Annotated in this window: 26 protein-coding genes, 2 pseudogenes and 1 other annotated feature; of the genes and pseudogenes, 13 read left to right on the top strand and 15 right to left on the bottom strand. The window is 44.6% G+C overall.

Translation table 11 applies throughout. From position 1 onward, the window contains the following. Positions 1–194 precede the first annotated feature (194 nt). Together C400_RS0106485 and C400_RS0106480 are read right to left on the bottom strand one after the other, a co-directional pair. Positions 195–521 carry a nucleoside triphosphate pyrophosphohydrolase gene (locus C400_RS0106485; protein ID WP_017426384.1) on the bottom strand — a complete coding sequence of 109 codons (327 nt, stop codon included), beginning with the start codon at positions 519–521 and terminating at the stop codon, positions 195–197. A 47-nt stretch (positions 522–568) separates the two neighbouring features. Further along, positions 569–1072 (bottom strand): hypothetical protein, encoded by a 504-nt coding sequence (locus C400_RS0106480; RefSeq protein ID WP_017426383.1) that lies wholly within the window; start codon positions 1070–1072, stop codon positions 569–571. 234 nt (positions 1073–1306) lie between these two features. Here C400_RS0106480 and C400_RS0106475 point away from each other — a divergent pair, with 234 nt between their 5' ends. Next, positions 1307–1654 (top strand): helix-turn-helix domain-containing protein, encoded by a 348-nt coding sequence (locus C400_RS0106475; protein ID WP_016821354.1) that lies wholly within the window; start codon positions 1307–1309, stop codon positions 1652–1654. A gap of 44 nt (positions 1655–1698) precedes the next feature. Here C400_RS0106475 and hcp read toward each other — a convergent pair whose 3' ends face one another. The 4 genes from hcp to C400_RS0106455 form a co-directional block, all read right to left on the bottom strand. Continuing rightward, complete coding sequence (gene hcp / locus C400_RS0106470) at positions 1699–2991, bottom strand: hydroxylamine reductase (protein ID WP_017426382.1); 1293 nt, start codon at positions 2989–2991, stop codon at positions 1699–1701. Positions 2992–3134: 143 nt separating this feature from the next. After that, the gene (locus tag C400_RS0106465; protein ID WP_017426381.1) at positions 3135–4436 is read right to left on the bottom strand and encodes a response regulator; all 1302 of its coding nucleotides are present in this window, start codon (positions 4434–4436) and stop codon (positions 3135–3137) included. Next, the gene (locus C400_RS0106460; protein WP_038978144.1) at positions 4387–6387 is read right to left on the bottom strand and encodes a cache domain-containing sensor histidine kinase; all 2001 of its coding nucleotides are present in this window, start codon (positions 6385–6387) and stop codon (positions 4387–4389) included. Before C400_RS0106460 ends, C400_RS0106465 begins: the two co-directional genes overlap by 50 nt. Positions 6388–6421: 34 nt before the next feature. Continuing rightward, complete coding sequence (locus C400_RS0106455; RefSeq protein WP_017426379.1) at positions 6422–7429, bottom strand: substrate-binding domain-containing protein; 1008 nt, start codon at positions 7427–7429, stop codon at positions 6422–6424. Between the two features lie 206 nt (positions 7430–7635). Here C400_RS0106455 and C400_RS0106450 point away from each other — a divergent pair, with 206 nt between their 5' ends. After that, complete coding sequence (locus C400_RS0106450) at positions 7636–8859, top strand: acyltransferase (RefSeq protein WP_017426378.1); 1224 nt, start codon at positions 7636–7638, stop codon at positions 8857–8859. A 202-nt stretch (positions 8860–9061) separates the two neighbouring features. Here the strand turns inward: C400_RS0106450 and C400_RS0106445 are convergent, their stop codons facing one another. Next, on the bottom strand, positions 9062–9316 hold the full coding sequence (locus tag C400_RS0106445) for an aspartyl-phosphate phosphatase Spo0E family protein (protein WP_016821360.1): 255 nt from the start codon (positions 9314–9316) through the stop codon (positions 9062–9064). Between the two features lie 224 nt (positions 9317–9540). Next, the gene (locus C400_RS0106440; protein ID WP_016821361.1) at positions 9541–10938 is read right to left on the bottom strand and encodes a helix-turn-helix domain-containing protein; all 1398 of its coding nucleotides are present in this window, start codon (positions 10936–10938) and stop codon (positions 9541–9543) included. Positions 10939–11140: 202 nt separating this feature from the next. Here C400_RS0106440 and C400_RS0106435 point away from each other — a divergent pair, with 202 nt between their 5' ends. After that, positions 11141–11593: an AbrB/MazE/SpoVT family DNA-binding domain-containing protein gene (locus C400_RS0106435; RefSeq protein WP_017426377.1), complete on the top strand. Its 453-nt coding sequence runs from the start codon at positions 11141–11143 to the stop codon at positions 11591–11593. A gap of 184 nt (positions 11594–11777) precedes the next feature. Next, positions 11778–12284 carry a DJ-1/PfpI family protein gene (locus C400_RS0106430; RefSeq protein ID WP_017426376.1) on the top strand — a complete coding sequence of 169 codons (507 nt, stop codon included), beginning with the start codon at positions 11778–11780 and terminating at the stop codon, positions 12282–12284. Positions 12285–12381: 97 nt separating this feature from the next. Here C400_RS0106430 and C400_RS0106425 read toward each other — a convergent pair whose 3' ends face one another. Beyond that, positions 12382–12855, bottom strand: coding sequence for a hypothetical protein (locus C400_RS0106425; protein ID WP_016821363.1), 474 nt, complete (start codon positions 12853–12855; stop codon positions 12382–12384). Positions 12856–13046: 191 nt separating this feature from the next. Between C400_RS0106425 and C400_RS0106420 the strand changes: the two genes are divergently transcribed. Together C400_RS0106420 and C400_RS0106415 are read left to right on the top strand one after the other, a co-directional pair. After that, positions 13047–13982, top strand: a complete 936-nt coding sequence (locus tag C400_RS0106420) for a hypothetical protein (protein ID WP_026065385.1) — start codon at positions 13047–13049, stop codon at positions 13980–13982. A 75-nt stretch (positions 13983–14057) separates the two neighbouring features. Further along, positions 14058–14294 (top strand): NHLP leader peptide family RiPP precursor, encoded by a 237-nt coding sequence (locus C400_RS0106415; protein ID WP_016821365.1) that lies wholly within the window; start codon positions 14058–14060, stop codon positions 14292–14294. Between the two features lie 99 nt (positions 14295–14393). Here C400_RS0106415 and C400_RS0106410 read toward each other — a convergent pair whose 3' ends face one another. Further along, positions 14394–16283 (bottom strand): ATP-binding protein, encoded by a 1890-nt coding sequence (locus C400_RS0106410; RefSeq protein WP_017426374.1) that lies wholly within the window; start codon positions 16281–16283, stop codon positions 14394–14396. Between the two features lie 132 nt (positions 16284–16415). Beyond that, positions 16416–16703 carry a hypothetical protein gene (locus C400_RS0106405; protein ID WP_017426373.1) on the bottom strand — a complete coding sequence of 96 codons (288 nt, stop codon included), beginning with the start codon at positions 16701–16703 and terminating at the stop codon, positions 16416–16418. Between the two features lie 183 nt (positions 16704–16886). Between C400_RS0106405 and C400_RS0106400 the strand changes: the two genes are divergently transcribed. From C400_RS0106400 to C400_RS0106380, 4 genes are all read left to right on the top strand, one after another. Further along, positions 16887–17147: a hypothetical protein gene (locus C400_RS0106400; protein WP_013369720.1), complete on the top strand. Its 261-nt coding sequence runs from the start codon at positions 16887–16889 to the stop codon at positions 17145–17147. Positions 17148–17239: 92 nt separating this feature from the next. Continuing rightward, complete coding sequence (locus C400_RS0106395; protein ID WP_016821368.1) at positions 17240–17419, top strand: hypothetical protein; 180 nt, start codon at positions 17240–17242, stop codon at positions 17417–17419. Between the two features lie 99 nt (positions 17420–17518). Next, positions 17519–17792: a binding site (T-box leader), on the top strand. A gap of 84 nt (positions 17793–17876) precedes the next feature. Next, complete coding sequence (locus C400_RS0106385) at positions 17877–18959, top strand: bifunctional 3-deoxy-7-phosphoheptulonate synthase/chorismate mutase (protein ID WP_013369718.1); 1083 nt, start codon at positions 17877–17879, stop codon at positions 18957–18959. Positions 18960–19195: 236 nt separating this feature from the next. Then, complete coding sequence (locus C400_RS0106380; RefSeq protein ID WP_016821370.1) at positions 19196–20818, top strand: DUF1593 domain-containing protein; 1623 nt, start codon at positions 19196–19198, stop codon at positions 20816–20818. 85 nt (positions 20819–20903) lie between these two features. On the opposite strand, the gene C400_RS0106375 is transcribed toward C400_RS0106380, so the two are convergent. After that, on the bottom strand, positions 20904–21764 hold the full coding sequence (locus tag C400_RS0106375) for a TrmB family transcriptional regulator (protein WP_016821371.1): 861 nt from the start codon (positions 21762–21764) through the stop codon (positions 20904–20906). A 160-nt stretch (positions 21765–21924) separates the two neighbouring features. On the opposite strand from C400_RS0106375, the gene C400_RS0106370 reads away from it, so the two are divergent. Further along, complete coding sequence (locus C400_RS0106370; protein WP_016821372.1) at positions 21925–22827, top strand: DMT family transporter; 903 nt, start codon at positions 21925–21927, stop codon at positions 22825–22827. An 80-nt stretch (positions 22828–22907) separates the two neighbouring features. Here C400_RS0106370 and C400_RS26130 read toward each other — a convergent pair. Both C400_RS26130 and C400_RS0106360 read right to left on the bottom strand, forming a co-directional pair. After that, positions 22908–23075: pseudogene (locus C400_RS26130) on the bottom strand (aspartyl-phosphate phosphatase Spo0E family protein); the annotation flags it as partial. Positions 23076–23162: 87 nt separating this feature from the next. Further along, positions 23163–24396: pseudogene (locus C400_RS0106360) on the bottom strand (MFS transporter). A gap of 131 nt (positions 24397–24527) precedes the next feature. Between C400_RS0106360 and C400_RS0106355 the strand changes: the two are divergent. Both C400_RS0106355 and C400_RS0106345 read left to right on the top strand, forming a co-directional pair. Further along, a complete protein-coding gene (locus C400_RS0106355; protein WP_016821374.1) occupies positions 24528–24785 on the top strand; it encodes a YqkE family protein in 258 nt (85 codons plus the stop codon). 330 nt (positions 24786–25115) lie between these two features. Beyond that, the gene (locus C400_RS0106345) at positions 25116–25793 is read left to right on the top strand and encodes a peptidylprolyl isomerase (protein ID WP_017426371.1); all 678 of its coding nucleotides are present in this window, start codon (positions 25116–25118) and stop codon (positions 25791–25793) included. Positions 25794–25996: 203 nt separating this feature from the next. On the opposite strand, the gene C400_RS0106340 is transcribed toward C400_RS0106345, so the two are convergent. After that, entirely contained in the window at positions 25997–26668 is a 672-nt protein-coding gene (locus tag C400_RS0106340; RefSeq protein WP_016821376.1) for an MgtC/SapB family protein, read from the bottom strand. Between the last annotated feature and the right edge of the window lie 66 nt (positions 26669–26734).

Here is a 26734-nt window from a genome sequence, read left to right as displayed (position 1 = left end):
TTGCAAAATCCTCAGGTCATTGCTGATTAAAATTGAAATGAGATAGCGCTTACATAAGCGAGGCGATGAGCACCTCTCTTTTTTTATGTGCAAACACATGGTATCATTCCAGGCCGGGGAAGGTCTTTGCAGGTTTTGAACTTTTTTTTATAAAATTTTAACCTTTGTGGTGGGGGAGGTATTACTTAATGACGTTAAGCTTCGTCGACATCAATTAAGAACACCCGCTCCTGGAATCCGCCTCGTGCCTCGGCTTTGTCTGCCCGGAGCTTGTCCAGTTCGGCTACATTCGCTCCATGTACTTCTGCCAGCGCTCGGATGACTTCCAGCATATCCGCCAGTTCTTCCAGCGCGTCCTGATCTTTGTCCGCTGCAAAATACTCCTCAGTCTCTTCACGAAGCTTCGTTCGCAGTTCCTGCTTATACTCCTCTAGGTCCAAAATGCGTGTCCGACATTCCTTACCCTGAGACATAATGATATGCGGGATCCGATCCCGCACCAGCTTGTTGTATGTAGGCATTTCAAATAACACCCTTTCTGATATGAAGAATAAAAAATTTTAACAATTTAATTGAACGGGTTTTCTTTAAAAATAGACGGATACCGCTTAGACGGATCAGCTACGATCCGTTGTGACAGAGACTCTAGAATAGAGTCTGTTTTATAAAGCAACATGTCTACTTCCTCCTGTTTCATCGTCTCCTTGGATGGATCATCCTCTCCTGAAACCAGATAATGCACGGTGCCCATAAACAGTACCATATCTAAACAAGGCTCCGCATCCGAGCGAATTAGCCTGAGCAGATCGTTCATGGATAGGCTGATGGATAAAGGCATGATTTGATTTCGATGCACATAAATGGCCTTTGCCATAGAAAACATGGCGCGATCACAAAGAATGAGGCAATTTAGCCATTGATTATGATCACGCATCATCTGGGCAAGCTGCATTTGGTATTGGGCAAGCTTTTGAAAATCCATCATGCAATTCAATATGTGGGTGTCACTATACTTAGGCAATTTGAAATCAGCTTCACTATGTAGTTGGTTGCTTAAGGAGTAGCGTTTCATGGGGGAATCAACTCCTGATTTAGAATTTCATAAATAAGGGTTTTGCAAAATCCTGAAACAAATGTGAGCAACGTAGCATATCATTAGACCACTAAAATGTATAATTTTCTAGCTATCGGACAAGCTTCATAATGAATATTACTATATAGTAGTTTTTAATTCAATTTACTTACTAACGCATATTAATTAGATGTAACTCTTTCTCTACACTTCTAACTATAGAGAGGTGTATTCATGTCAGAACTATTAGAATTAGTCGGCACACGTATTCGAGATATTCGAAAGTCTAAAGGGCTTTCCCAAGAAGCTTTAGCCGAAAAAGCAGGTTTCAATTCGAGTTATATTGGTTTCATTGAGCGTGCGGAGAGAAATATATCTTTGAAAAATCTGGAGAAAATAGCGAAGGCACTGAACGTGGGCGTCTATCAATTGCTTACATATGTGAAGGAAAATGATGAGCTTACCGAAGAAGATTCGAGTATAAAAGCCATTTTGTCTCTCCTAAGAACTCGTGAAACCAAAGATACTGAGCTGGCCTTAAAGATTCTTACGGATATATTTATTAGAATGGATGAACGATGAAACAAAAAAAAAGGAACTGCACTCTGCAGTTCCCCACCTACCTCTTACGACAACGCCAGCATCGCTTTCATATCTTCCTCTGCGGTCGTAATTAGCTTCAAGCCAAACATCTCCACCAGTACATCAAGTACACCCGAAGAAATAAACTCAGGCGGCTTTGGCCCAATGCGAATATCCTGGATGCCAAGGCTGAACAAGCCTAGCAGGATGGCAACTGCTTTTTGCTCAAACCAGGACAGCACAATGCTGACAGGTAGCTCATTCACCGTACAACCAAAAGCATCCGCTAAAGCCAGAGCGATTTTCACAGTAGAACCGGAATTGTTGCATTGCCCCAAATCAATATAACGTGGAATGCCAGTATCTCCAACGGTGCCGTAGTCCACATCATTAAAGCGGAATTTACCACAAGACGTGGTCAGAATAACCGTGTCGTTCGGCAAGGATGTAGCCAGCTCGCGGTAATAGTTGCCGCCTTTGCCTGGTGCGTCACAGCCTGCGATGACGAAGAAACGGCGGATATGTCCGTCTTTGACGGCCTGAATGATCTCAGGTGCCAGCCCGATGACCGTCTCATGATGGTATCCTGTCGTAAGCACCTGTTCCGAGTCTACATCAGCGGCTGGCAGGGCCAACGCGCGTTCAATTAGTGGAGAGAAGTCGTCGTTCACAATTTTGGCTACACCTTCCAGCCCTGCTACTTCATAAGAGAAGAAGCGGTCTGCATATGTGCCTTTAATCGGCATAACACAGTTGGTCGTGGCAAGAATCGCGCCCGGGAACTCCTCGAACAATCTGCGTTGATCGTACCAAGCCTTGCCGATATTGCCCTTCAAATGTGCATATTTCTTCAACGCCGGATAACCGTGCGCTGGCAGCATTTCCGAGTGGGTGTAGATGTTGATGCCCTTTCCTTCGGTCTGACGCAGTAATTCTTCCAGCGCGTACAGATTATGTCCGGTCACGACGATGCATTGACCTTCGATTTTATTTTGGCTGACGGTAATCGGCTGTGGGATGCCAAAACGATCCGTATGGGCACGATCCAGCACATCCATGATCCGTACAGCTGCATTTCCGACCTTCATTGCCATCTCCAAATGCTCTTGTACATTAAAGTTAGAATTGGTTAAGGTCATATATAACGCTTCATGCGTGATCCGATCCACCTCAGGATCGGTATATCCCAACTGACGTGCATGTGTGGCATAGGCAGCAATCCCTTTTAATGCAAAAATCATTGTATCCTGCAAGCTCGCTACTGTCTCATTTTTTCCGCACACCCCAATGACTTTACACCCGCCACTCGGCGTCTGTTCACACTGATAACAAAACATATCGTTTTCCTCCAAATATTGATAGATATTTGTTCGTTATCTACAGCGTAACAAACCCCTGAACGTGCGGGTGTGATTACACACACACTTTTTAGCACAGATTATCATGAGAGGGCGCAAGGCAATTCCGCAATCCAACATTCCTATTCCGACGAATTTTCCTGAATTCCCCCGCCCTTACGGTACTGCACAGGCGACACGCCCATGGTCTTTTTAAAAGCAGTGCTAAAATAGTGCTGACTATCGTATCCCGTACGTTCTGCTATATCAAGCACAGATAACGTCGTAGAGTCCAGTAGCTGCACTGCTTTGCGGATACGGGCACGCGTGACGAGGGTCACGAAGCTGTCGTTGAGCTCCTTTTTGAGCACACGGCTAAGATATACAGCCGATACCTGTAGCCGCGAGGCAAGAGCTTCCAGCGTCAGCTCGCGATCGGCATAACCTTCCTGAATAAGCTGCCGTGCCCGGCGTACGATGGGAGATAGCTGCGCTTCACCGTACACCCGATCCCGGCTCACCCGGTACGCATTGATTGCGCCTTCCAGCCCACCCTCGTTGGACTCCACATGGGTGTGAACCGCTATATTCAGGTAGCCTCCAATGGCCTGCTCTATAGAAGCGCCGATCGTCTCGGGTGCCTCCTGCCACAGGCATATGCCGATCAGCCCGTTCGCATCGCGAAACAACACATGTGATCGGTCCTCCAGCAGTTCGCCAATAATATTTTCAGCGGCGAAAAGAAACAACTGGCGGTCATTCTCACGCATAATCGTCTGCCGTGCTTCTGCTGCAGGCCACCGTACCGCGCCGATTTGTACAGGCGGCCGGGATGGAAGACGTAAAAACGCCAACTGCTCCATGACGTCTTTTCCCGTGTGCTGTCCTTCCAGCCATTCCAGGCAAAACCGCTGACGCAGCAGCGGAATATTCCGTTCAATCTGCCCGGCAGCTTGTTCTACATAGGCGGCGCGTTTGTGCTCCTCGTCCAGTCGCTGACGAAGCCGTGACAATGCAGCGTGAAGCTGATCCGCATTTACCGGCTTCAGAATATAATCTTCTACGCCAAGCCGTACAGCTTCCTGTGCATAAGCAAATTCATCATGCCCGGAAATGATCAGGCAACGGCACTCCGAGCGTCCTTCCCGCAGCTGCCGAATCAGTTCAATTCCATCCATGAATGGCATATTCATATCGACCAGCACGATGTCGATGCTAAGCTGACCAATCAGTTCCAGCGCTTCTTCACCGTCCTCTGCCTCTGCTACAACCTCCATGCCCAGAGCCGTCCAGTCTAGGCAGTCCCGAATCCCCTCACGGATGATCGGCTCATCATCTGCGATCAATACTTGATAACGTCGGGCCGTCCCTATCGTCACTTCTGGTATGGCTTGGTCAATCAGACTCGCCGTTGTCGCGTTGTCTGTTCCCTTGGATTTCGTCATCCTGACCCTCTCCTTTGTCATAAGGCTTCTTCAGTTGCGCCATATCCAGCAGCAACGGATGAGTGATTGTAACGCAGGTACCTGTCCCTTCCTTACTGTCCAATGTAATTCCATATTCCTCGCCAAAAGACAATCGGATACGCGCTTGTACATTCAGCATGCCGTAGCTTCTGCCATTTGTACGAACTTCCTTTTGTTTCCGTTTTCCTTCCATCGCCTCCAGCGGTATTTCCAGCCATTCACGCAGCTCACGCAGACGCTCTGCCGTCATCCCTGCACCGTCGTCACGTACCGTCAGCAGCAGCTTGCCGTCCTCGGCTTTAGCTTCTACGCAAATCGTGCCTGGACCACGTCTGGCCTTAATGCCGTGGTAAATCGCATTTTCCACCACAGGCTGAAGCATAAGCTTCAACACAAACAGATCCTTCAGCCCGTCGGGTACATTTAATTCCCAGCGAAGTCGGTCACGATAACGGGTTTGCTGGATTTGCATATAGCTTGAGATATGCTCAATCTCAGAGCGCAGCGGAATAAAGTCATCCCCTTTGCTCAGTCCAAGGCGGAACAATCTCGATAACGCCCCCACCATATCGGATACGTCGTCTGCTCCATTTTTTCGGGCCATCCAATGAATGGTATCTAGCGTATTGTATAGAAAATGCGGCTTAATATGCTCTTGAAGACTGCGTAGTTCGGCATCCCGTTTTTGTCGTTCCCTCAGTTCGCTAAGCGACATGAGACGGCGGATTTGCTCCAGCATCCGGTTAAAGCTCCGGCCCAGCATTCCGATTTCATCCCCGCGCTCACTCCATTGGCGAACCGTAAGATCCCCCGTCTCTGCTGTACGCATATAAGACATAAGCCGGAAAATTGGCTGCGCGATAGAACTGGACAATCGCAAGGATGCCGTTAAGCCAAACAGACATACAATGAAAACAAAACAGACAACGTAGAACTGAATTTGCCGCACTTCCAGTGTAGATTCGCGTGCCGGGAATACTCCCACGGTTCTCCAGCCCGTGAACTCGGAAGCCTGGAACATGAACAGCAATTCCCTGCCTCCGGCTTCACGGGTAAACATCCCGCTATCCTCTGGCCCGAACCATTGCGACGGAATGCGCTCAATCAAAGGCATATCTGGCATATATACACTGCGTCCCTTGGCATCTGTCACCATGACATACCCGCTTTTGCCCAAGGTTACATCTCTGGCAGCTTGCGACACAGCCCGCAGCTTGAGATCAATCATAATTACACCCAGTACATGTCCTGTCTCCGAATCCGTGACCGAACGGACGACAGAGACAATTTCACTGTCCTTGTACCGGACATGAGTGGTCACATTACGGTGACTTGGCTGTCCCAGCACAGTGAATATCCCTGCATGCTGCGCCGCCTGTGTGTACCAGTCTTCTTCCGTCAGACTGCGTGTGCTTCGAGCATACATTTCATTGCTGATATAATCTCCTTTTTCGTTCACGATCAGAATCCCGGCAATTTCAGGATATAACGTGGTAAAACCCTGCAAAAATTGCTTCATTTCATACAAGGTATCCTGCTCCTGTACGGAACTTACAACCTGCTTGGAGCCGGGAGCCTGGTTAAGGAGAGGCTTCTGTGCTTGCTCCGCCTGATTTTCTGGCATTACACTACTCGTATGACCCGCGTGACCATCAGCCAGCGTCCGCCCTTTCCAAAACTCCCCAACTTCAGGATTAAACGCAATCAGATACGTCATGTTCTGTAAATTTTCCATTTTGGTATCCAGTGCTTCGTTCACCTTGCCAATTAACTGCATCGTATGGTTTTCCACCTGCCGCTCAATAATCCGTTCCACCGTCCAATTCACCAGCAGGCCTAGTCCCAGTGAAGGCACGATGCCAAACAGCAAGAACAGCACCATGAGCTGATAGCGTAAAGGCATATTGCGCAAGCGTAACCTCGGCATCATTTGATGCATCCCTAAGTGGATGCGCTTCCAATATTTATTTTGCATAATAATCATCTACATTCGCTCGGGTGACGACGGAAATCCCAGTATCCACCCGCACGGGGAGCGGGGTGTTATCTCCAGACGAAGAAGGTGCAGGAATCGTCAAATGATGATGCAGATGGAACAGATATTGAAGTGACCAATAGCCCATATTCCATGTCCCTTGGGCAATCGTTGCCGAGATGGTCCCATCACGAATCATATCCAGTGTCGCTTTATTCGTATCAAAAGAAATAATTTTTAGCGGATGACTGCCTTTTTGGCTCAGTGCCGCCTCACCCACACCTGTTCCTCCGGTGGCTTCGGTCACAAAAATACCCGCCAGTTTCGGATAAGCCTTCATCAACCTTAGCGATTCATCCCTGGACACCATCACGTCAGCACGACCATCTACCACTTCCACCACCTTCATGGCAGGATACTGCCGCTGAATGGTATCGCGAAAGCCGCGCGAGCGTTCCTCATGATTTTGCTGCCCCGGCAGTGTCAGAACAGCGACTTGGCCTTCACGTCCCAACAGCTCAGCCATTTTTTCCGCAGCGGTCACACCCGCCTTATAATTATCCGTGCCCAAAAATGTATACGCCCGGCTCCCCGGCGCTCCAGCGTCAAACAGCACGACAGGAATGTCCGCATCCAGCGCCTTATTAATGACCGGGATCAGGGAGTGTGGATCAATCGCTGATATGGCAATGCCTGCGGGTTTACGGGCAATCGCCTGCTCAATGATGGTCATCTGCTCCTGTGCATCATACCGGGTCGCCCCCCGGTACTCCACCGTTACCCCCAAGGCATCCCCAGCATCCTCGAAGCCTTTGAGCCCGCTTTTCCAATATTCCAAACCGGACTGGAACGTAATCATCATATACGTTTCTCCGATGCTGCCTCGCAGCCCTTTTTCCTCCCAAGCTCCATTCAACCGCTCGGATTGTTCATATCTGAACACATAGAGAGCAAAGGCCGCAATCAACAGCATGTACACCAGCAGCGTTTTCTTCATCCTTCCTCTCCTCTTCCTATGCGCATCCTTAAATTTAATTTGCTTTGTTTTTATTTAGATTGTAAACGCAATCATATTAAATTGGAACCACTTCACTCTCCATACTTTCAGGTAGCGTTAATCCTGCACTAATGTTCCTACGGTACAATACCTACAATTGTGCTAGGAAAAACATGTGCGAATCTTGAGGAAAAGGAGTGATATGGATGAGCAAGCCGCGTATCGCAGAGTGGACAGAACTACGGGGTCTTGCCTACCTCGCTGTCGTGCTTCAGCATTGCATTGGCGAATATATTTATCGCAGCGACATCCAACAGCCGGATTCCGTTATGCTCGCGATGCTGTACCATTTGACACGTTTTGGCACACCGACGTTCGTTTTCCTGTCTGCGGCGCTGTTATTTTATAATGGTAACAAACCGATTGGCTATTCCCGTTATATTGGCAGACGGTTTCGAGATATTTATGTTCCTTTTCTCTGCTGGACGGTTGTTTATTGGGTATGTACTCAGAACTGGTCAACCGCGCAGTGGGGAAATTTATCCTTTTACAAAGGTATGTTCGAGGAAATGATCATCCCTGTCAGCGGATATCATCTATGGTTTGTGGTCATGATCTTTCAGTTTTATATTTGGTTTCCTTTATTTGCAAAAGCAACCGAGCAGATTCGAACGTTTCTACGTCGTTATAGCACCAAAAAGCGCAAGCAGCTTGTTTTGGCTGTCATGCTGATTGCTGCTGCGGCTTATGCGTTGCTGTTACAATGGTCCTACTATGACATGTCTGCATGGAGCGCTTGGTTGCCATCCTTTGGGCAGACCCTGTTAGATTACCGCACTTATAACTTTGTTATGTACTTTTTCTATTTTATGCTGGGCGCAGTATGCGCCTATATGACGGACACCTGGCGGGGATTGGCCCAGCAGACGTTGCCATGGAATGTATTTGTTTTTATTGGTCTGTTCATGCTCATGGGTCATACGATGCTGATCCAGTCGGGCGATACGATCAATCTCAATATTTCTACCTATCTGAAGCCAAGCACCTTCGTACTGATTGTCTCGCAGTTGCTTTTGTTGTATGGGCTGCTACTTCATTTGCAAAAAGACCAGCGTTCCGAGCCGTTTCGTCGTATGCTAAACTGGATCGGACGCTATTCCTTCGGAGGATATCTGGCCCATGCGCTCGTGCTGTCCTTCATATCCTTTTACACCCGTCCGCTTGCCCTAGGGGATCATCATTTTACAGCTACGCTCATTACGTTTGTCGTCGTGGCAAGTGCTTCTCTCGGTATCAGCTGGCTCTTTGCCCATCTGCCTGGCGGCAACTGGATTGTTGGCTCCAAAGGCAGACAGCGATTGAACTGGCGGCTTCATTTTCAGTTCCTTTCCTCCAAACGTTCTTCCAAAAGCACACAGGAGCTTAGCTAGTCATTTTGCCTCAGCGTATCAGCATAGGGATTTCAAGCAACATCAAGGACTTTCGCAGGGCTCACGTATTGAGCTCTGCTTTTTTGCTGTCTAAGTGTGATGAATCATGTTCCAAACTGATTAACATTTTATGACATGGATATGTATTTTATTTTAAAATAAGTCATTATATTGAATAATTATAAGCATTACGTGGGAGAAATCACAGTTTTGCATAATAGGAATGGGGGGATGAACTCAGCATACCATCGTCGTTGTTAAGGATCTGGTCCAAAACTTGGTGAGGCTGCTTCCTGGTCTGAAACATACGGTTGAACTGATTAATCAGTTCATCCAAAAGCATAGACTGCTCCAGTACACAGGCATGTCCTAGGCCATACTCTGCGTAAAGATCATGCATGTGTTGTCTGGCATGTTCCATTTGTTGAATTAACGTTACCTTTTCATCCTTGTTCATCCTACATACCTCCTCATGAATTTCATTTTAAGAAGGGATGTACAAATAGGCCAAGATCAATTTTGAAGCAAAAAATTACAAAATAATACAAAAAGAGACCAGCAATAAGCTGGCCAATAAAATGAATTAGTACTCGTCAAGATCCACCAATGTGTCCTTGAACTTGGATCGTGCCATGGCTTAAATTTGCAGTTTGAGCTGGTACTGTGAATACCAGTAAGAAACTAGTTACCGCCAAGCAAAAAGCCATCTTTTTGATCATTTTTCTCCCACACCTCCTCATAAATAGAATGGAACTGAGCTTGTGTTTTAGGTGCCGCATTTGTTTTGAAATGAAGAAATAATCCAAAACAATTGGCAATGAGTAATACATGGTTAATTGTAACAGCTTTTTCAAAGGCGATTAATAAACATTTGAAACCATATGTATATCTGCCTTTATTTAGGCTGTACTTGGCTATCTTGTACCAAAACCTTACGTATTCTTCTGTTAACACTTGTTGTGTGTACATGTCAGAAGAAGGTGACTCCTGATACGCTGCAATTTGCGATTCAAACCGTCGGAGAATATGATCTACATCTACATTATAGCGATTAGCCACTTCAAGGACATTCAATAGCTCGGCTAAAATCTCTTTTTCGGCAGCTATATGTTCTACGTAATCTGGCAGAACACTAATATCACCAGACATAAGCCTGTTAACATAAGTATTAATTTTCGCCCACTGTTGATACTTGCGTTTCCAATAAAGCGTATCAGAGTCCTGCTCTTTTACCCAATTTAAATCAGCATAACCACGAATATGCTCTAATGCTTGGTCATGGTTGCCTTTGGCATCACAAGCGTTAGCACACAACAATTCGGCATAAACTATGTATACAAACAATGGTCTGCTTAGCTTTTTTCGTGGCTCTGTTCCTTTTCGCTTGGAATTGTGAACCAGATGATATTGGAGTTGTCCTAACTGACCCATTTGATGTGCGAATTCATACACCTTATCCCACATGCTTAATGATCTATAGACATTCGCCAAATCTTTTAAAGCATCCAGTTGCTCTATCTCATCTAAGCGATCCACAAAAGGGGCGAATTCAATAGCAGCCTGAAGGTTTACTGCCCGATCCTGTCCGACTTTGATTTGGAACAAGCGATACTGGCAGATTGCCAATCGTTCTGAATGCTGTTGCTTCTCGCTCTCAGCTACCTTTTTGTACAGGTATGCGGCTGCTTCGCTGTAACCGTCTTTGTACACATTTTCGGCGACTTCAAAGAGCGATGGCAGATAATTAGGGTTATCCAATAATAGAATGACAACTCGCTGCAAGCAGTCCAATCGCCCTAGCTCAATGCATCGGTACAGGAACGGGCTGATTTTTTTCCAGTTGAGCGGACATTCTTCAATGCATTCTTCAATATAGCGTTCGTAAAAATAATCCGGTGGTAAATTCATTCCCGCAGTAATACTATCCAGTTGGTGAACCGACATAGATCGATTGCCCGTCACAATACCACTAACTGTACCTACATTCAAATCGATCGTGTGACCAAACTCGGTCATGGTTAAGCTTTTGCGTTTTAGATAGGTTTGAACTTCTGCCTGTATCGTAGGTGTGATTTCCATGGATAAACCACCCTTTCAGCATCTTCATAGATTCCCATTTCAATAATTCATATAGTTTTGAAACTAATAGTATACTTATTGTTTTTCATTCATGATAATACCATCTTTTGGAACATCGATAAATACTTTTATTTTATAGATTTTTATTTTTTTTATTAGGAGATTATTGGTTGATAGATTATTATGATAAGGAGAAGGTCACTTGAAAAATACAGGTATGACACGTCCCTTGGACACGTTAGGCCGGATTGTTATTCCTAAGGAATTGCGAAACTCTATGGGAATTCAAGCTGGCGAGTCTTTGGAATTTTACTTGGATGTTGAAACAGGATTGTTAAGTATGCGGAAATATATCGGCGTTTGCTGCCATTTATGCTATTCGGTTCAGGATTTAAGCTATTTCAGAGATTCATTTTTATGTAAAAAAATGCATACACGATTTGAAAGGAAACAGCGTCATTTGATCGTCATCACAACTTTGGTTGAACATCTAAGAAGCCTCATTCGTGAGCATCCCACAGCCAAGCAAGGCGAATATGCTGAATGGATTGGCGTGTCACATAGCCGTATTTCCCAGCTTAAAAGCTATTGTAGGTTTCACTTCACTCGCATCCGAGCAAAACTCAATAACCAGTCGCTGTTAATTTCAAGGTGACTGGTTATTTTTTTAATTTGAATCCATACTGACCAAAATTCAACAAGTTAGATTACCAAAACTTATTGATATTGCTGTAAAATATGGATTTAAACTCTTCAAGATGATATATTCTGACTATATGTAATCTTCCTAAAGACGCTTTTAACGGACTTAAACTAAAAAATTGTTAGTGGGTGTATAAATGAAGTCACATGTTCTAATTTATGATGGTTATGTTAGTTTTGAAATTATGCTGGCAACCTATTTTATGAAAACCAAAGGGAATATTGTTACGATTGGAGTAACCAAAGAACCTGTTATTTCCTATGAGGATTTTAAAGTTACGCCTGCGGTAGCCCTTGATGAAGTGGCTGCGGAGGACATTCAACTCCTCATTATACCTGGTGGAGATAACACTCAATTAAAGACAAACAAACAACTTCTAGCTCTCATTCATACCCTGAATAATGATCATAAAGTGATTGCAACCATTTGTTCTGCCACTGAACTATTAGAGCTAGCAGGTGTTTCCCCTAAAAATCATGTGAGTCATCCATCGGGTCTGGAGATCCACAAGAATATCATATCTGCTAAACCCAATAAGTATGTAGATTTTGCAATCGAAATAGGCAAGATCATGAACATTTATACGGATGATGAAGATTTTAATGAAACCATTGATTTTTTTAAGCTTTTTAAAGATAGCTGATTCTCCTCACAACAGTCACTTTATGAAGGAAGTTGAAATATAAGGATAGGATGGGTTCTCCCCATCCTTTTTTGTCGTAAAACGATTCTACTTCAGACTAACGCTTCAATTGAGCCTCATTCGAAGTCCCGGACTTACGATCGAAGGTAATCGGACCTTTACGATTTACAAGCCGCTTCAAATCCACAGTCATTTCATTCTTCAATTTATCAATAAGTTGATCCTCGCGAATGCCTTTGCTTTTAGCTACCTCGGCTAACGATTTCCCTTGCCCCAGCTCTTTCTCTAACTGGACAGGGGTGATACCCAGCAGCCTAGCTACTTTCTCGTTGAGATGGTGATTCAAGCCGCCCGGCCCTTTGCCGTGTCTATGTCTATGCACATGTCCATGCCCGTGGTCATCCTGTGGATCAATATTCCACTGGTGGGCTTCTCCTTGGACAGAATCGTTGGGAGTGAGAGCTTGCAACGGATTACCCGATTCAATACCAGATGCTCCTGCACTCGCAGTACCATACATCATCACTCCTCCATATAGGATAGCAGCGGTCAATTTCCATTGTTTTTTCATGTTGTGGCCCCTCCTTTCATCCTTTTTCATCTATATTTTCTATTTCAGCTTTTTTTATTCATTTTATATGTTTTTCACAACATTTCTTATTTAAAAATAACAAATTCTTGAAAATTGCAATCTGTTGTACAATGGCGGGTAACAACTAGAAGTCGCTACAAAAACATTTATAAGAGATGCGGGTGATGGCCATGGAGTGGTATTTTGCATACAAAGAAGAATTGGAAAAGGTATTTCGTCAAGCGGAGGAACGGACGGCCACATTTCCGGCTCCCTTTCAGCAAGAGGGGTTAGACTACCTGGCACGGTTTAATCCGTTGCGTGAAGACAGTACTCGTAATTACATATGCTATTTGCTTCCATTTTGGCTGCAGGAACTCACCGGACTGCCTCCCGAAACATGTCGCAAGCTGTCACTCGGCAACGTGTTCGTCATGGCTCATTATTTAATCCAAGACGACGTGATGGACACAGCAGCAGACAACCGTAAAACGCAACTTGCCTTAAGCCAGCTTTTCTATACCGAGTGCCAAAACATTTATCAGGAGCTTTTTCCGGCAACCTCCCCTTTTTGGACATATGCCCGGACGTATGTGGACGAATGGGCCGTTAGTGTGGTATCCGAAGGAGCAGCAGACTATTTTCAAGGTGACAGAAATAAGGTCGCACTGAAAGCCAGTCCATTAAAAATGGCCGGAACGGGTGCTCTACTGCTCGCAGACCATGCTGACCTGATCGAGATCGTTACAGCGATGACGGATTTGGCCCTGCTCGTGCTCCAAATGTCGGATGATTGGGCAGATTGGACAGAGGATTTGATGGAGCATAGCTATAACTGCCTATTGTCCCATATTAGCGCCGAACGGAAGAAGCCGTACTGTGAAGGACTAGGACCACAAGAAATTCAGGAAGCGATTTATGTGCGAGGCGCACTCGCTAGCTATGTGAATATTGCGAATCAAGCCGTTCAGGAGCTAGAGACGATGGAGCCTACTATCCACGGCCTGCATAGGTTCGCACATTCCATTGCAGCAGAACTCAGCGAAGAGGCAGCAGAAATTGAAGGCGGACGATCACATTTGCGAAGAGGCGGGCTTGATTATTGGCTCTCCAAAAATATGAAGTAATGCTAGATTTTTCTGAGTCTTACGTGGTATACTGACTAGGTAAATATAACCAATCGAATGAGAGGGTGATTTTTGATGGCTACTGAAGTTCTTCAAACACAAGTCATTCAAAAAGCTTGGGAGGATGCCAGTTTCAGAGAAAAACTGATGGCAGATCCCAAATCTGCAATTCGTGATGTGTTAGGAGTCGTGATCCCCGATCATATCCAAATCAAAACGGTAGAGGAAACGTCTGACCAGTTCTATCTAGTAATCCCTCCAAACCCTTCAGGTGTGCTTGCTACATCCCAGAAGCCTCGCTCGATGTGGTAGATTGGCACTTGTAGCTTATTTAATCTATACTTCTTAATCTCAGGCGGGTGGGCTCAGCAAGCTTCCCTCCGTTTTCTCCGAACGCAAAAAAGCCGGATGTTATCCGGCTACGGGGAAGCGGATGGTCGCTTCTGTTCCCACCCCTTTTGCACTTGTAAAAGATATTTTACCATTCATCGTTTCAATAATCCGAAATGTCACCATCATCCCCAAACCCGTGCCTTTAGTCTTATTCGAAAAATAAGGCTCACCTAGTCTGGATAAGGTCTGAGCATCCATCCCTTCACCATTATCCCGAATATGAATGACTGCTTCTCCATTGTCCACATAAGCCCATATATGAATATGTCCCTGTTCTCGCAGCGCTTCAATACTATTTTTGATAATATTGATAAATGCCTGCTTGAATTTGGAGGAATTCCCGCGCACTTTAATTTCCTGGGGAATATCCAGCGAAATTTTGCCACCTTGCAAATTTGCCATTGGACTGATAATTCCTTCAATATGCTTGAACTCATCCAATATGGTCAACGTTTTGGTATGGTCAAACTCCGGCTTGGCAAAAGTCAGAAAATCGGTAATAATCGCGGACGCTCGATCCAGCTCCTCCAGAGCGATATGCAGATAGTCTTTGTTTTTACCATCCTCCTGCTTGCTCATCAACTGAAGAAATCCACGTGTAACCTGAAGCGGATTGCGCACTTCATGAGCTACAGATGCAGCCAAATCGCTAATAATCTCCATTTTCTCTGAACGTTGAAGCTCATTATTGAACATCTCCAGTTCTCTGGAATACCGAACCACCTGCTTGTGCTTTTCCGCCAGCCTTCTGCCCAAGATCGCAATCAATGCCAGGACAAAACCGAACACGCCCCATTTCCATAAAAACATATTGTAGTGTCCGTCCCGGATAAAGAACCAGCTGAGTTCTGCGATAGTGATGACTGCAAAAAATGCAAAGCCTGTCGATAAAATGATCGCTTCGTGGTCTCCCTTAAGCGCCATGCGAACCGAAGCAAATACCAAAAGTACCATCAAAGCTACGAGCAATATACCGAGGACGATTACACTAAAGAAATAATATACATCGTTGAGTCGCTCCTGTGCTCCTAAATTCACAATCATGATGATGAAGCAGAACAAAGAGTAGGCGGTTAACAATTTTCTGAATTTCCGAATCAGTAAAATCGAATTGATATTTTGCTCAAAAAAGAAGGCTAATGAAGGCAGCAGAATAAATAGCGCCACATCAAAAAGTTGTAAATACAGCTTGCCATAGCCGCGATAGAACGTATATAAAAACGGTGAATACGTTACAATCATCAGACCGATAGACAATACAATCGCACTTAGGGACAACCACATCGCCATACTTGGACGGAACAGGAAGAACGAGCAAATCAATAGCACCAGGGCGATAAAGATAAATGTACTGCCTAGTACAATATCCAAGACATCCATTCTGACCAAGTTTCCCAACAAGTCACGATAATCACCAGTCATCACATTTCCGATAATGCCCAGTCTATTTTTGCTGCTTTCCGTCCATATGTATAATGTTTTACCACTGTCTTCTGGCTTCAGCGGAATCAGAATACGATTATTCTCATAATTATAGCCACGGTACGATTCATAAAAATTGGTACCATCCTTATACAGCGTAATGTGCCTGCCATAAATATTTTCAAAAAGCACCGCTGGTGTTTCATCATTTAACGAAGGTAGCTTAATACGAATCCAGGCGGTGCCTCTATTGCCTGGCTGCTTGAGTAGCTGTGTATCATCTTCAATATGCATCCAGACCTTACTGTGATCATTTACCTCATCTAAAGAGCCATCCTCGTCTTCTGCTCCCCATCTCATATCCCAGGAGGGGATCTTGTACTCCCTTTCCGGGGTCATTTTGGCCGCATAGCCAATGTGGTCCAGCGACAATAGTATCACAATGACCGCTAGCAGAGCGGCGACAGCTTTGGGCACATGCCTCATATTAAGCACCTCAAAGTTACGTAGTAGGATTTACAAATTTGTATATGTTTTAACATTTTTATCTTCCTGAAATTATATTATTCTATACGATGATGTTCATACCTTCTTCATAATAAGGGTATCATGTTCTTTTTAATCATTATTTGTAAAATCTTCATATTGATTAATGATCATTTCCTGTTCGCGTTGCTCCATCTGCTCTCTAAGCCCTATCCAAGGTTCACATTCTTCATCCTCATAGATCGTCCAAATATCGGAGAATAAATAATCGCGTATTTCTACTATTTTTCCGGCCTGTCCGCCGTCTGTCCAATATAAACCATCCGGACGCCGAATAACGGTATGCGAATAACCTGGAGTAGACGCCTTTTGACCGACTCGGATTCGGCTAATCATCGGACCAAACATGTACCATTCCAATTCATATCCCTCCAACTCCTCTTTATCATATCACAGCAGTTACCAAAAAAACGCTAATTGGGAAAGAGCATATCTCTATTCGCATGATTTTAACTTCTTACAGACACACTAACTCTAAGTTTAGCCATTCTGCGGTTTGGGTAAGGTCGAAATAAGCAACAAAAAGTAAAGGAGCTGAGTTAGATGGCAAATCGCGACAATCAAAAGACTGAGCTACAGGATCATGATTTTGAGCCTTCCCTGCAAAATGCAGAAACAAACTGGGAGAATCTGATTGAGGGGCCGGATACTCCTCTGGAGGACGTGCCTGATGCCGATGAACTAACACCGAATAGTCCTGTTGATCCCTCTGCGCCTGCTGAATTCCTGCATGGTACAGATTTGCTGAACGGTACAGACGGGGATGAAGAAGAGCAACTGGACAGTGACGATATTCTGGATTAATTACTGCATATGACAGGATATAAGAAAGCGATTTCTCATCCTGCTATGCGGGTAATGAAGTATATACACCGAAAGGAGTTGACCAATCTCCTATGTATAAAGATCCGATGTCTCAGGCTGATATGGAGTACAAACGCTATAAAGCCTTGAATCCTGTAGAAGAGGATGACCGCAGGACTGCGGACAAGACTCATACGGATGATACCTTAGCCGAAGATAACCCACGAGGAGTCGCATCAGCGAAGCCCGAACCCAGAGATCAAGCAAGATGAAAGAACAGATAGGGAATGCAAAAACTAGAATCGGAAATCAGGGCTTGCCTTCTGCATCCACTTTGTTTAAAATAAGGTCAAATCTTTTGAATACCATGAACAAAGACATAGACGGAGACAAGTAAGCGTCATCGGATTCCCACAGAAAGGTACGTATTGCTGAGAGCGTACCGCTATCCCGCGTTGAAATTCACTCCCGAGTCGAGCCTTGAACCGACGACAGAAGGATTCATTCCTTTGGCCGCAGTAGAGGTTTCCGGAAGCCCCCGTTACGGGCATCAAGCTCAGAGGTTACTGCCGTCGATTGAATGACGTTGACGACTTGCATGTATACTTCTGTAATTAGGGTGGTACCACGGCATTCGTCCCTTGCGACGAGTGCCTTTTTGTGTTATTTTCTGCAAAAAGTCCAAGGGCTGAAAGAAAAAACAATTTAAATTCGGGAAGGGTGTACTGTATGTCGACCAATGAAAATTCTTTGGAGCTGTTGCGGGAACAGCTCGATGCTACAAACTTGCAATTGCTGGAGCTGCTGTCCCAACGCGCTGAACTGGCGGGACAGCTTGGAAAATTGAAAGAAGCTCAAGGAGTGCCTGACTTTGATCCAGTGCGCGAGCAACAAATGCTGGACAAGCTGATTGCAGCTAATCGTGGACCTTTCGACGATGCTACAATTCGCCAGTTGTTCAAAAATATTTTCAAGGCTTCTCTGAACTATCAAAAAGAAGAACACAAAAAACATTTGATTGTCAGCCGCAAAAATCAGCCGGATAGCACGGTTATCAAGGTTAAAGACACACTGGTAGGTGGCAAAGCCTCCATCATGGTTGCAGGACCTTGCTCGGTGGAAAGCTATCAACAAACGCGCGAGGTAGGAGCAGCTCTCAAGGAAGCCGGTGTGCCGATTCTGCGTGGTGGTGCGTTCAAACCACGTACATCTCCGTATGATTTCCAAGGACTGGGTATTGAAGGCCTGCAAATTCTCAAACGCGTTGGCGACGAGTTCGGGCTAGCTACAATCAGTGAGATCGTCGATCCAAGACATTTGGAGGAAGCGATCCCTTACATCGATATCATTCAAATTGGCGCGCGCAACATGCACAACTTTGAATTGCTGAAAGCTGCGGGTGAAACGAGAACTCCGGTTCTGCTCAAACGCGGATTGGCTGCCACCATGGAAGAGTTCCTTCATGCTGCTGAGTACATCGTATCCCGTGGTAATACACAAGTCATGCTGATTGAACGCGGTATTCGTACGTATGAAAAATGGACACGTAACACGCTGGATATTTCCGCTGTTCCGATTTTGAAAAAGGAAAGCCATCTGCCTGTATTGGTGGACGTAACTCACTCTACAGGACGTAAAGACATCCTGGCCCCTTGTGCCAAGGCTGCCCTGGCTGCTGGTGCCGACGGCATCATGGTAGAAGTTCACCCGAACCCGGCAGTCGCTTTGTCCGATGCTCAGCAACAGCTGAACATCCCTGAATTCCACAACTTCCTGTCTGAAGTTAAAGAATCCGGTTTATTCAAAGCGTAAAACTAATTTTGTGCTAAGAATCATAAACCGCTTTCATTTTGTCAGATTATGATGTAGAATCTAATCAGGATTGTGACTGATCATGCAGGCAAAACCTAAATGTATATATGCTCGACTTTTGTTGAGACATATATATGTTTAGGTTTTTTTTATGCCTAAATCTTGAATAATAACAATACCTACATGGTTATAATCCTAAAAAATCATCATAGAAACGTTCAGAGAGGGGAACAGAAATGAGAAAAAGAAAAGGGTTAAGCATTTTTTTGTTAGCTATGATATGTATTTTAATCATCAGTGGTTGCAGTGGTAAGTCGCCAGCCGTCGTAAAGGATGAAAGCGCTGCTCCAACAGAACAACCAGCGGGAAATAAAGTGGAAAATAAAGCGACCAAGGCTAGAACGGTTATTACTACTGACGGAGAAGTAGATGATATGAACTCAGTCATACGCTTTCTTCTCTACTCTAACGAAATGGATTTGTCCGGGATTGTACTGACTAGCTCCGTATATCATTATGCAGGTGATGAAAAGGCCGGCATCAAGCCATTCAGATGGACCGGAACCCAATGGGTAACAGATATGATTGATGCCTACGGAGAGATTTACCCCAACCTAATCAAACATGCTGAAGGGTATCCAAAACCAGAATATATTAAAAGCGTTACCAAGATCGGAAATATTTCAAACAAAGGTGAAATGGACAAGGAAACGGAAGGCTCGAATTTCCTGAAAACACTTTTCCTAGACGATGACCAAAGAGATCTGTATGTACAAACTTGGGGTGGAACCAATACCACAGCCAGAGCTCTAAAATCCATTGAAGACGAATATAAAAATACAGATCAATGGGAAACGATTCAGAAAAAAGTAAGTGATAAACTCGTTCTGTACATCATTTTGGACCAGGACGATAGCTACAATAATTACATCGCCAAAAATTGGCCTGACATCAGAATTATCAATGACCAATCTAACTTCTGGCATTTCGCTTATGCTTGGAAAATGCACACGGAAGAAGTAAACAGCAAGTTACACGGGGAATGGAACTTCAAAAACATTAAAGACGGTCATGGCAAGCTGCTAAATATGTATGCCTTGATGGGCGACGGCAATATCATCAAAGGTGAATTGGATGAAGAACAAAGAGGCAGTGAAGCCTACTTGAAGAAAAATCCACAATACGACAAGTATGACTTTATTTCCGAAGGAGATTCTCCATCTTTCTTCTATTTAATTGATAACGGATTACGGAGCATGGAAAACCCAACCTATGGTGGCTGGGGAGGTCGTTTTGGTGTCGTTAACGATAAATTATTTAGAAATACGGTGTTAGATTATGATGTGCATACGAAAAAATTCGAAGCAGAGTACTCTCTGATGCGTTGGTTTGATGATATTCAAAATGACTTTGCTGCCCGTGCAGATTGGGCTATTGCTTCCGACTATAAAGATGCTAACCATAATCCAACATTGACCATTAAAGAAGGATTAGATCTAACGGCTAGTCCAGGGGAGAACATAACTCTACATGCAGAAGGAACAGATCCTGACGGTGATGCATTGACCTATAAATGGTGGAGATATTTCGAAGCTGACACCTATGAAGATTCTAAGGTCAAACCCGCGCAAGTTAAACCTGAAATGCTGGGTGATATGCAGCTTGGGCTTCACCGAGAATTAGCTGAAGGCGAGAAAGTAAACACGATTGACCTGCAAGGTAGCGACACAAATACTGCAAGTTTTACAGTTCCGGCAGATGCGAAGTCTGGGGATACGATTCATATCATTGCAGAAGTACAGGACAATGGTAAACATTCTTTGAAACATTATCAGCGTGTGATTGTAACCGTAAAATAACAGAAGACAGCACTCAATAAATTAGGCTCATGGAATCATACTCCATGGGCCTGTTTATTTTTGCGTATCGGACCTCGGACAATCTCTATACACGTTTAATACTTTTTTCAGTCAAAGGAACATAATATCCCTTTCCATTCGGACCCATAGCGAATTTATTGCGAAGATGGATTAGATTAGGGCCGAATTTGGCCTCCAATTCTTCACGGAACTCAAATAGGATTTCCATGATATAAATATCATGAATAATCACTTCCGTAATCGGCATTACAAGACCCGGGTGTAGCGTCCATGCAGCACGGCTGTCATCACCAAGTGAAAGTATGCCAGCTACAACCTCCCGGTCATCCACGCTAAGCACAATCCATCGACCACCGATTTCGGACGTAATCTCCTCACTCATATCATGGCGGTAAACAGTAGCAAAATCAAAGTTAAGATCACCATATGCTACAAGGATCACCTCAATTCCTTGCTGAGCAGCTTGCTCTAAGGCATCCCGGAACACCTCGGCATCCTCTTTCCAAATTTCCAGTAAAATTCGGTGTTTTGCTCCCTTCACGCCTTCATTAATGCGATTGATAATGGCTTCATACCCCGAAATATTCCAAATGTTCTCTCTGTTTTGAAACGATGCTGTGTACTGCTCCAAACTCTCTTGCGCCACGTTGAAAATCTGCTCTGCTTTGCGCTTTCTCTGGGCAATCAATTCATGTGGAGGAAGCGGCACATATAGAGGTGTATTTTCTTGACTTACCATGATGTCCCCACGGTTGACCATTCCCGACAAAACCTCGTAAATCTTGGATCTCGGTACTCCAGAGTTCAATGAAACGGCATATCCCGAAAGTGGTGAGCTTTCCAATAAGGTCACATAAGCCTTGGCTTCATATTCACTAAAATTCAAATCACGTAGAATTTCTAATATGTTTGGTTTTGATTTCATGACGTCTTCTCCTCAATTCATGTTCTTCCTTACTATATCACTTCCCCTTGACAAAAACTGATATACAAATTATCTTTTTAGTAGCATTTTCATAGTAGTAACTATAGTAGCTACTATCACTATCATATTTCATAGGGGATGAACTCAGGGAGGATATAACTTGAACAAAGTCATAGCTCATCACAGCGAAAGCAACCGGATTTACTATACTTCTACGATTCTAGCCCTATTGATCTGGAGCACATCGTTTATTGCCACCAAAGCAGCCTATACGACGTTCCCTCCTCTTACCTTGGGTCTATCCAGATTTATCATAGCTTCCATCGTACTAGGTATCGTTCTGCTGATCAAAAAAGAACATGTCAAAGTAAAGCCAAAGGATTTGGCTACGATTTCGTTTAGTGGGGTTTTGGGAATCACTCTTTATTTTTCAATGGAGAATATAGGGGTTAGCCTGACGACCGCTTCCAACGCAGCATTAATTGTCGCATCGTATCCTGCAATTACATCGCTGCTTGAATTTATTTTGTATAAAGTCAAATTATCCAAATATAAAGTCTGCGGCATAGCACTGGCCATGATCGGGGTATATTTCTTAACCTCCGTTGGCGAAAGCTCGGATGGTAAGAATCAACTCATCGGAAATTTAATATTGATTGGCACCGGATTTGCGTGGGCGTTCTACACTTTCATGACGCGTAAGGTTGTGGACAAATATCCGCCGGTGACGTTATCTTTTTATCAAACCGTTGCAGGTAGTATCTTTTTCATACCGTTAGCCCTATTAGAAAAGGATAGCTGGCAGGCTCCGACAACGGGATCGTTTATGTTGCTCATGTATCTGGGTGTGTTCTGCTCCGTTATCGCATTTTTGCTTTATAATTACGGATTAATCAAGCTGTCACCGAGCAGTTCCGTTTCTTTAATGAATTTGGTTCCGATATTTGGGGTGTTGTTCTCTGTCTTACTATTGCACGAAACGATTACATGGCGCCAAATCATTGGCGGCTTGGTCGTTATTATAGGGGTCTTGATGAGTGCGCATCAAACTAACCGTACCTAAAAATATTGCAGCCCTACAATACAAGGGCGAGTGGCCTTTTTAAAAGATCTCGCCCAGTTGGTTATATCTATGCAGTCGGCTTTTTTTTCTTTTATATAAAAAAGGTGGTTATATTGATTGATGAGGTTATCCATAATTACAGACTGTTTGAGCACACTGGCATGATTAAAGCCATGTTTTGCTTGTAAAATATACAGCTTTTGACGGGCATTCTCAAGCTGTTGACGCAAAATGTCGTCTCTTATCATAATATATCCCTCCCTGTCATATGATCAGTGTAAAGGGTTATGAATAATATACTAAAAATAAGGGTTTGGGATAATTATCTAATTGGCCTATCCGGCAGAATGAATATTCTGATCCGTTGCGTTATTTTGGGCTGAAATCGGGAAAACATTTTTTCCCTTCGCCCATAGCAACAACGCTGCAACCAGCAAGATGCCACCGTTTAATACGAAGATCCAGCGAATGGGCATCCAGCTACCAAGCATGCCGCCAATCAGCGGCCCCGCCATCGTCGCGAGCTGGGTAGCTGATTGATTCAGGCTAAAGGCTCGTCCGCGAAACTCTGGCTTGGTGACTTCCACAGTCATTGCATTAATCGCCGGCATGACAGACGCATAAAACAATCCATATCCAAACCGAAGCGCACCAAAACCAACAAAGTTGGTTACAAAAAACTGCAAGATGTTCCCAATCCCCGAACCGATCAGCCCAATCAGCAACACTTGGGCAAAGCCGATTTTCCCTCCAATCCGGCCCCATCGGGGAGCCATCAGCACTGCCGCGATGCCTACAGCTGAGAATACAATCCCGGAACTTAAAGACGCATGGCTACGGTCCACACCCATTTCAAGCACATACACCGTAATTAACGGTTCCAAGATCATAATAGAAAAGGTACTTAATCCAGCTAGAATAAGCAAAAAGTACAATGGCCGATTAGCAATAGCCTCTTTGATATCATCCCGAACATGCGAGCGGGTACTGGTGCCCTTGAAGCTATCCTCTCTAGCGCCAAATGTCGCGATGAACGCAGATACCAGTACAAGAGCCGCTGAGAAAAAAAAAGGCATTTCGATTGCCATAATAATGGCTCACCACACCACCGATCAGCGGACCTATAATGCTGCCAGTCGCTCCAGCAGTCGCCATAATGCCAAGGGCATAGCCCGTTTTTTCTTCAGGCGAGCCCGTTCCGACCAGCGCAATCGCCGCAGGAATAAATCCGGAGAGAAGTCCTTGAAACAAGCGAACTCCTACAAATACATATGGGTCTGTCACTAAAGCACATACCAGATACAATACAGCCAGGCTAAACCCTGAACGAATCAGCATCGGCTTACGTCCATACTTATCTGCCAGCGAGCCCCAAAACGGGGCAATCAGCGCGCTCGCTAAAAAAGTAACTCCAAAGGCAATTCCTGACCATAATTCCAGTTGATCGTTAACCCCCAATTCCGTATTCAGAAAAATAGGTAAAAACGGAATCGACACGGAATAGGCCATGCTGCAAAACAATACTCCGATCCACAAAACAATCAGGTTTCGCTTCCAATATAGATGCATGCTGCCACACGTCCCTTCTGTTCATTCCATTATTACCCTCTAAATTAGAAAAGTCTACCGTAAACCTTAGCCTTTCATCGTGGAACAACCACGAAGAAGCTGATATAATCGAATGGAATGGAGATGATGACATGGCTAAAAAGAGAAATTCGTCTTTCGCTGCTCCTGCGGCTCAGGACAAACCTGCTACCTTAAAGGATCTGTTGAGTCAGGACGTGCTGAACAAGCTTAAGGCTCAAGCCAATGAAGCGCAAGCAGAGCAAGACAAGCGTAAAGAAGACGAACGGCAACGTGCCCTTGAAGCAAAAAAAGCTGAACAAAAGAAGCTGGACAACAACTTTGAACATCTGTTGAATAACAGCAATTTGGACTGGCACAAATATAAATAAGCCAAAACCATTGCGGTTTTGGCCTATCTTTACACTTTATGTTATAGCCAGTCACGAATATGTTGTACTGAGTACAGCACCCCTACCCAAACTGGCAGACTGAACGCCATACCCCATATGAGACCTTTAGCCAGTTTTTTGTCTACCTCCATCATGATCCTGCCCCTTTCCTTGGGAATAGCAGCAGTATGGGTCAAGAATACGGCTTTCAAACCCGTATTTCCTTATCCCCAACAAAAAAGGTATGATAGTAAATGGAAAAGTGTTCTGCGCTGTCCCCAAACTATAAATTAGGATGTTACACCATCCAACCTTTCAGGAGGAATATTAATGAACCGAAAATCGATACGCCCATGGTACACATTGTGCCTGCTGGCCATCATGCTCGTGCTGGTTGCCGGATGTGGCACAAAAGCCACCGATGTGGAAGCTGCAAGCCGGACAAGCACCACAACTCCCGCTGCAACTAAAGACAAAAGCAAGGCTGTTTCACATCCAGTTGTCACGATTGTCATGAACGATGGCAAGAAAATCAAGCTTGAGCTGTATCCGGAAGTAGCACCGAACACGGTTAACAATTTCATCTCCTTGGTGCAAAAGGGAGCTTATAACGGTACCATTTTCCACCGCGTCATCCCCGGCTTTATGATTCAGGGTGGTGATCCGCAAGGTAACGGTACAGGCGGCCCCGGCTACAGTATCAAAGGGGAATTCAAGAGCAACGGCGTTAACAATACACTCAAACATACACGTGGCGTATTATCCATGGCCCGCTCAGCGGATCTGGATTCAGCCGGATCGCAATTTTTTATCATGGTTGACGATGCGGACTACCTCGACGGTCAGTATGCCGCTTTCGGTAAAGTAACGTCCGGAATGGACGTGGTCGACGCTATCGTCAACTCCAAACGGGATAGCAATGACAAACCTACCAAACCAGCTACAATGAAAAAAGTTACTGTAGATACGCTGGGTAAAAAATATCCTGAACCCGTCAAAGTAAAATAATCCGTCTTTCATAACGGGATAACCACAACGACCTTGTGCATACGCATGAGGTCGTTTTTGCTTATCCCCTGATACTTTCTAAGGTGCTGATTCTGTGATGTAGTAAGAGTATATACACAAAAGGAAGCGTTTTCAATCATTATTTTTAGATTTTTTTACTGTTAAATGAGTCTACAGCGTTCGACAAAAAGCAGTAAAGTCGTCTAATTGGATTTGGTCTCGACTGAACGGATGCCTTCCATCTCTTGCAGCAGTGACAACAATTCCTCCACTCCCTCTGACCGAGACAGTTTTAGAAGCATATGAACCATCAACTGCTCACCGTTATTGATGCGCTCGGCGTGAAAGCTGTGAATGGTCAGTTTTTTGTTCTCCAGCAGTTCTTTAATTTGATTCAGTACACCCGGCTCATTATCAACCTGAACTACCACTTGCCGTGTGGACGGGGTAGCCATCTGATAAAAACGACTATGGAGCAAGGACTGAGCCGCCAAAATAAACAGCGTTACACCCGCGCCAAGCCCATACATTCCTGCACCGACAGCAATACCAATCCCGGCGGTAGTCCAGATGCCCGCAGCGGTAGTTAGCCCTTTGATTCTATTTTTTTGTGTAAAAATCATTCCTGCGCCGATAAAGCCAACTCCACTTATAACCTGTGCTGCTATTCTGGAAGGGTCCAGCGATAGGTTAGACCATACAGTCTGGTCTTGAAAACCATATTTGGATACCACCATCATAAGCGACGCCCCGATCCCGACAATGAAATGCGTGCGAATGCCTGCCTCCTTCATCCGACTTTTGCGTTCATAGCCGATTAATGCGCCGCACAATCCGGCAAACATGACTCGAATCAGATAATCCCAATCCCACATACCTTTTTCACTCCACTATTGTTTATGTTATGAAAAGATGTTGCCTTAATATATAATTCATGATGC

Source organism: Paenibacillus sp. ICGEB2008 (assembly GCF_000307675.1).
GTDB classification, from domain to species: Bacteria; Bacillota; Bacilli; order Paenibacillales; family Paenibacillaceae; genus Paenibacillus; species Paenibacillus polymyxa.
The sequence above is the reverse complement of the archived record's forward strand: the minus strand, read 5'-3'. Positions and strand labels throughout refer to the sequence as shown.

Excerpts from the sequence above, each read along its gene's own strand:
- C400_RS0106485 (WP_017426384.1), bottom strand. The coding sequence starts at position 521 with ATGCCTACATACAACAAGCTGGTGCGGGATCGGATCCCGCATATCATT.
- C400_RS0106480 (WP_017426383.1), bottom strand. The coding sequence starts at position 1,072 with ATGAAACGCTACTCCTTAAGCAACCAACTACATAGTGAAGCTGATTTC.
- C400_RS0106475 (WP_016821354.1), top strand. The coding sequence starts at position 1,307 with ATGTCAGAACTATTAGAATTAGTCGGCACACGTATTCGAGATATTCGA.
- hcp (WP_017426382.1), bottom strand. The coding sequence starts at position 2,991 with ATGTTTTGTTATCAGTGTGAACAGACGCCGAGTGGCGGGTGTAAAGTC.
- C400_RS0106465 (WP_017426381.1), bottom strand. The coding sequence starts at position 4,436 with ATGACGAAATCCAAGGGAACAGACAACGCGACAACGGCGAGTCTGATT.
- C400_RS0106460 (WP_038978144.1), bottom strand. The coding sequence starts at position 6,387 with ATGATGCCGAGGTTACGCTTGCGCAATATGCCTTTACGCTATCAGCTC.
- C400_RS0106455 (WP_017426379.1), bottom strand. The coding sequence starts at position 7,429 with ATGAAGAAAACGCTGCTGGTGTACATGCTGTTGATTGCGGCCTTTGCT.
- C400_RS0106450 (WP_017426378.1), top strand. The coding sequence starts at position 7,636 with ATGAGCAAGCCGCGTATCGCAGAGTGGACAGAACTACGGGGTCTTGCC.
- C400_RS0106445 (WP_016821360.1), bottom strand. The coding sequence starts at position 9,316 with ATGAACAAGGATGAAAAGGTAACGTTAATTCAACAAATGGAACATGCC.
- C400_RS0106440 (WP_016821361.1), bottom strand. The coding sequence starts at position 10,938 with ATGGAAATCACACCTACGATACAGGCAGAAGTTCAAACCTATCTAAAA.
- C400_RS0106430 (WP_017426376.1), top strand. The coding sequence starts at position 11,778 with ATGAAGTCACATGTTCTAATTTATGATGGTTATGTTAGTTTTGAAATT.
- C400_RS0106425 (WP_016821363.1), bottom strand. The coding sequence starts at position 12,855 with ATGAAAAAACAATGGAAATTGACCGCTGCTATCCTATATGGAGGAGTG.
- C400_RS0106420 (WP_026065385.1), top strand. The coding sequence starts at position 13,047 with ATGGAGTGGTATTTTGCATACAAAGAAGAATTGGAAAAGGTATTTCGT.
- C400_RS0106415 (WP_016821365.1), top strand. The coding sequence starts at position 14,058 with ATGGCTACTGAAGTTCTTCAAACACAAGTCATTCAAAAAGCTTGGGAG.
- C400_RS0106410 (WP_017426374.1), bottom strand. The coding sequence starts at position 16,283 with ATGAGGCATGTGCCCAAAGCTGTCGCCGCTCTGCTAGCGGTCATTGTG.
- C400_RS0106400 (WP_013369720.1), top strand. The coding sequence starts at position 16,887 with ATGGCAAATCGCGACAATCAAAAGACTGAGCTACAGGATCATGATTTT.
- C400_RS0106395 (WP_016821368.1), top strand. The coding sequence starts at position 17,240 with ATGTATAAAGATCCGATGTCTCAGGCTGATATGGAGTACAAACGCTAT.
- C400_RS0106385 (WP_013369718.1), top strand. The coding sequence starts at position 17,877 with ATGTCGACCAATGAAAATTCTTTGGAGCTGTTGCGGGAACAGCTCGAT.
- C400_RS0106380 (WP_016821370.1), top strand. The coding sequence starts at position 19,196 with ATGAGAAAAAGAAAAGGGTTAAGCATTTTTTTGTTAGCTATGATATGT.
- C400_RS0106375 (WP_016821371.1), bottom strand. The coding sequence starts at position 21,764 with ATGAAATCAAAACCAAACATATTAGAAATTCTACGTGATTTGAATTTT.
- C400_RS0106355 (WP_016821374.1), top strand. The coding sequence starts at position 24,528 with ATGGCTAAAAAGAGAAATTCGTCTTTCGCTGCTCCTGCGGCTCAGGAC.
- C400_RS0106345 (WP_017426371.1), top strand. The coding sequence starts at position 25,116 with ATGAACCGAAAATCGATACGCCCATGGTACACATTGTGCCTGCTGGCC.
- C400_RS0106340 (WP_016821376.1), bottom strand. The coding sequence starts at position 26,668 with ATGTGGGATTGGGATTATCTGATTCGAGTCATGTTTGCCGGATTGTGC.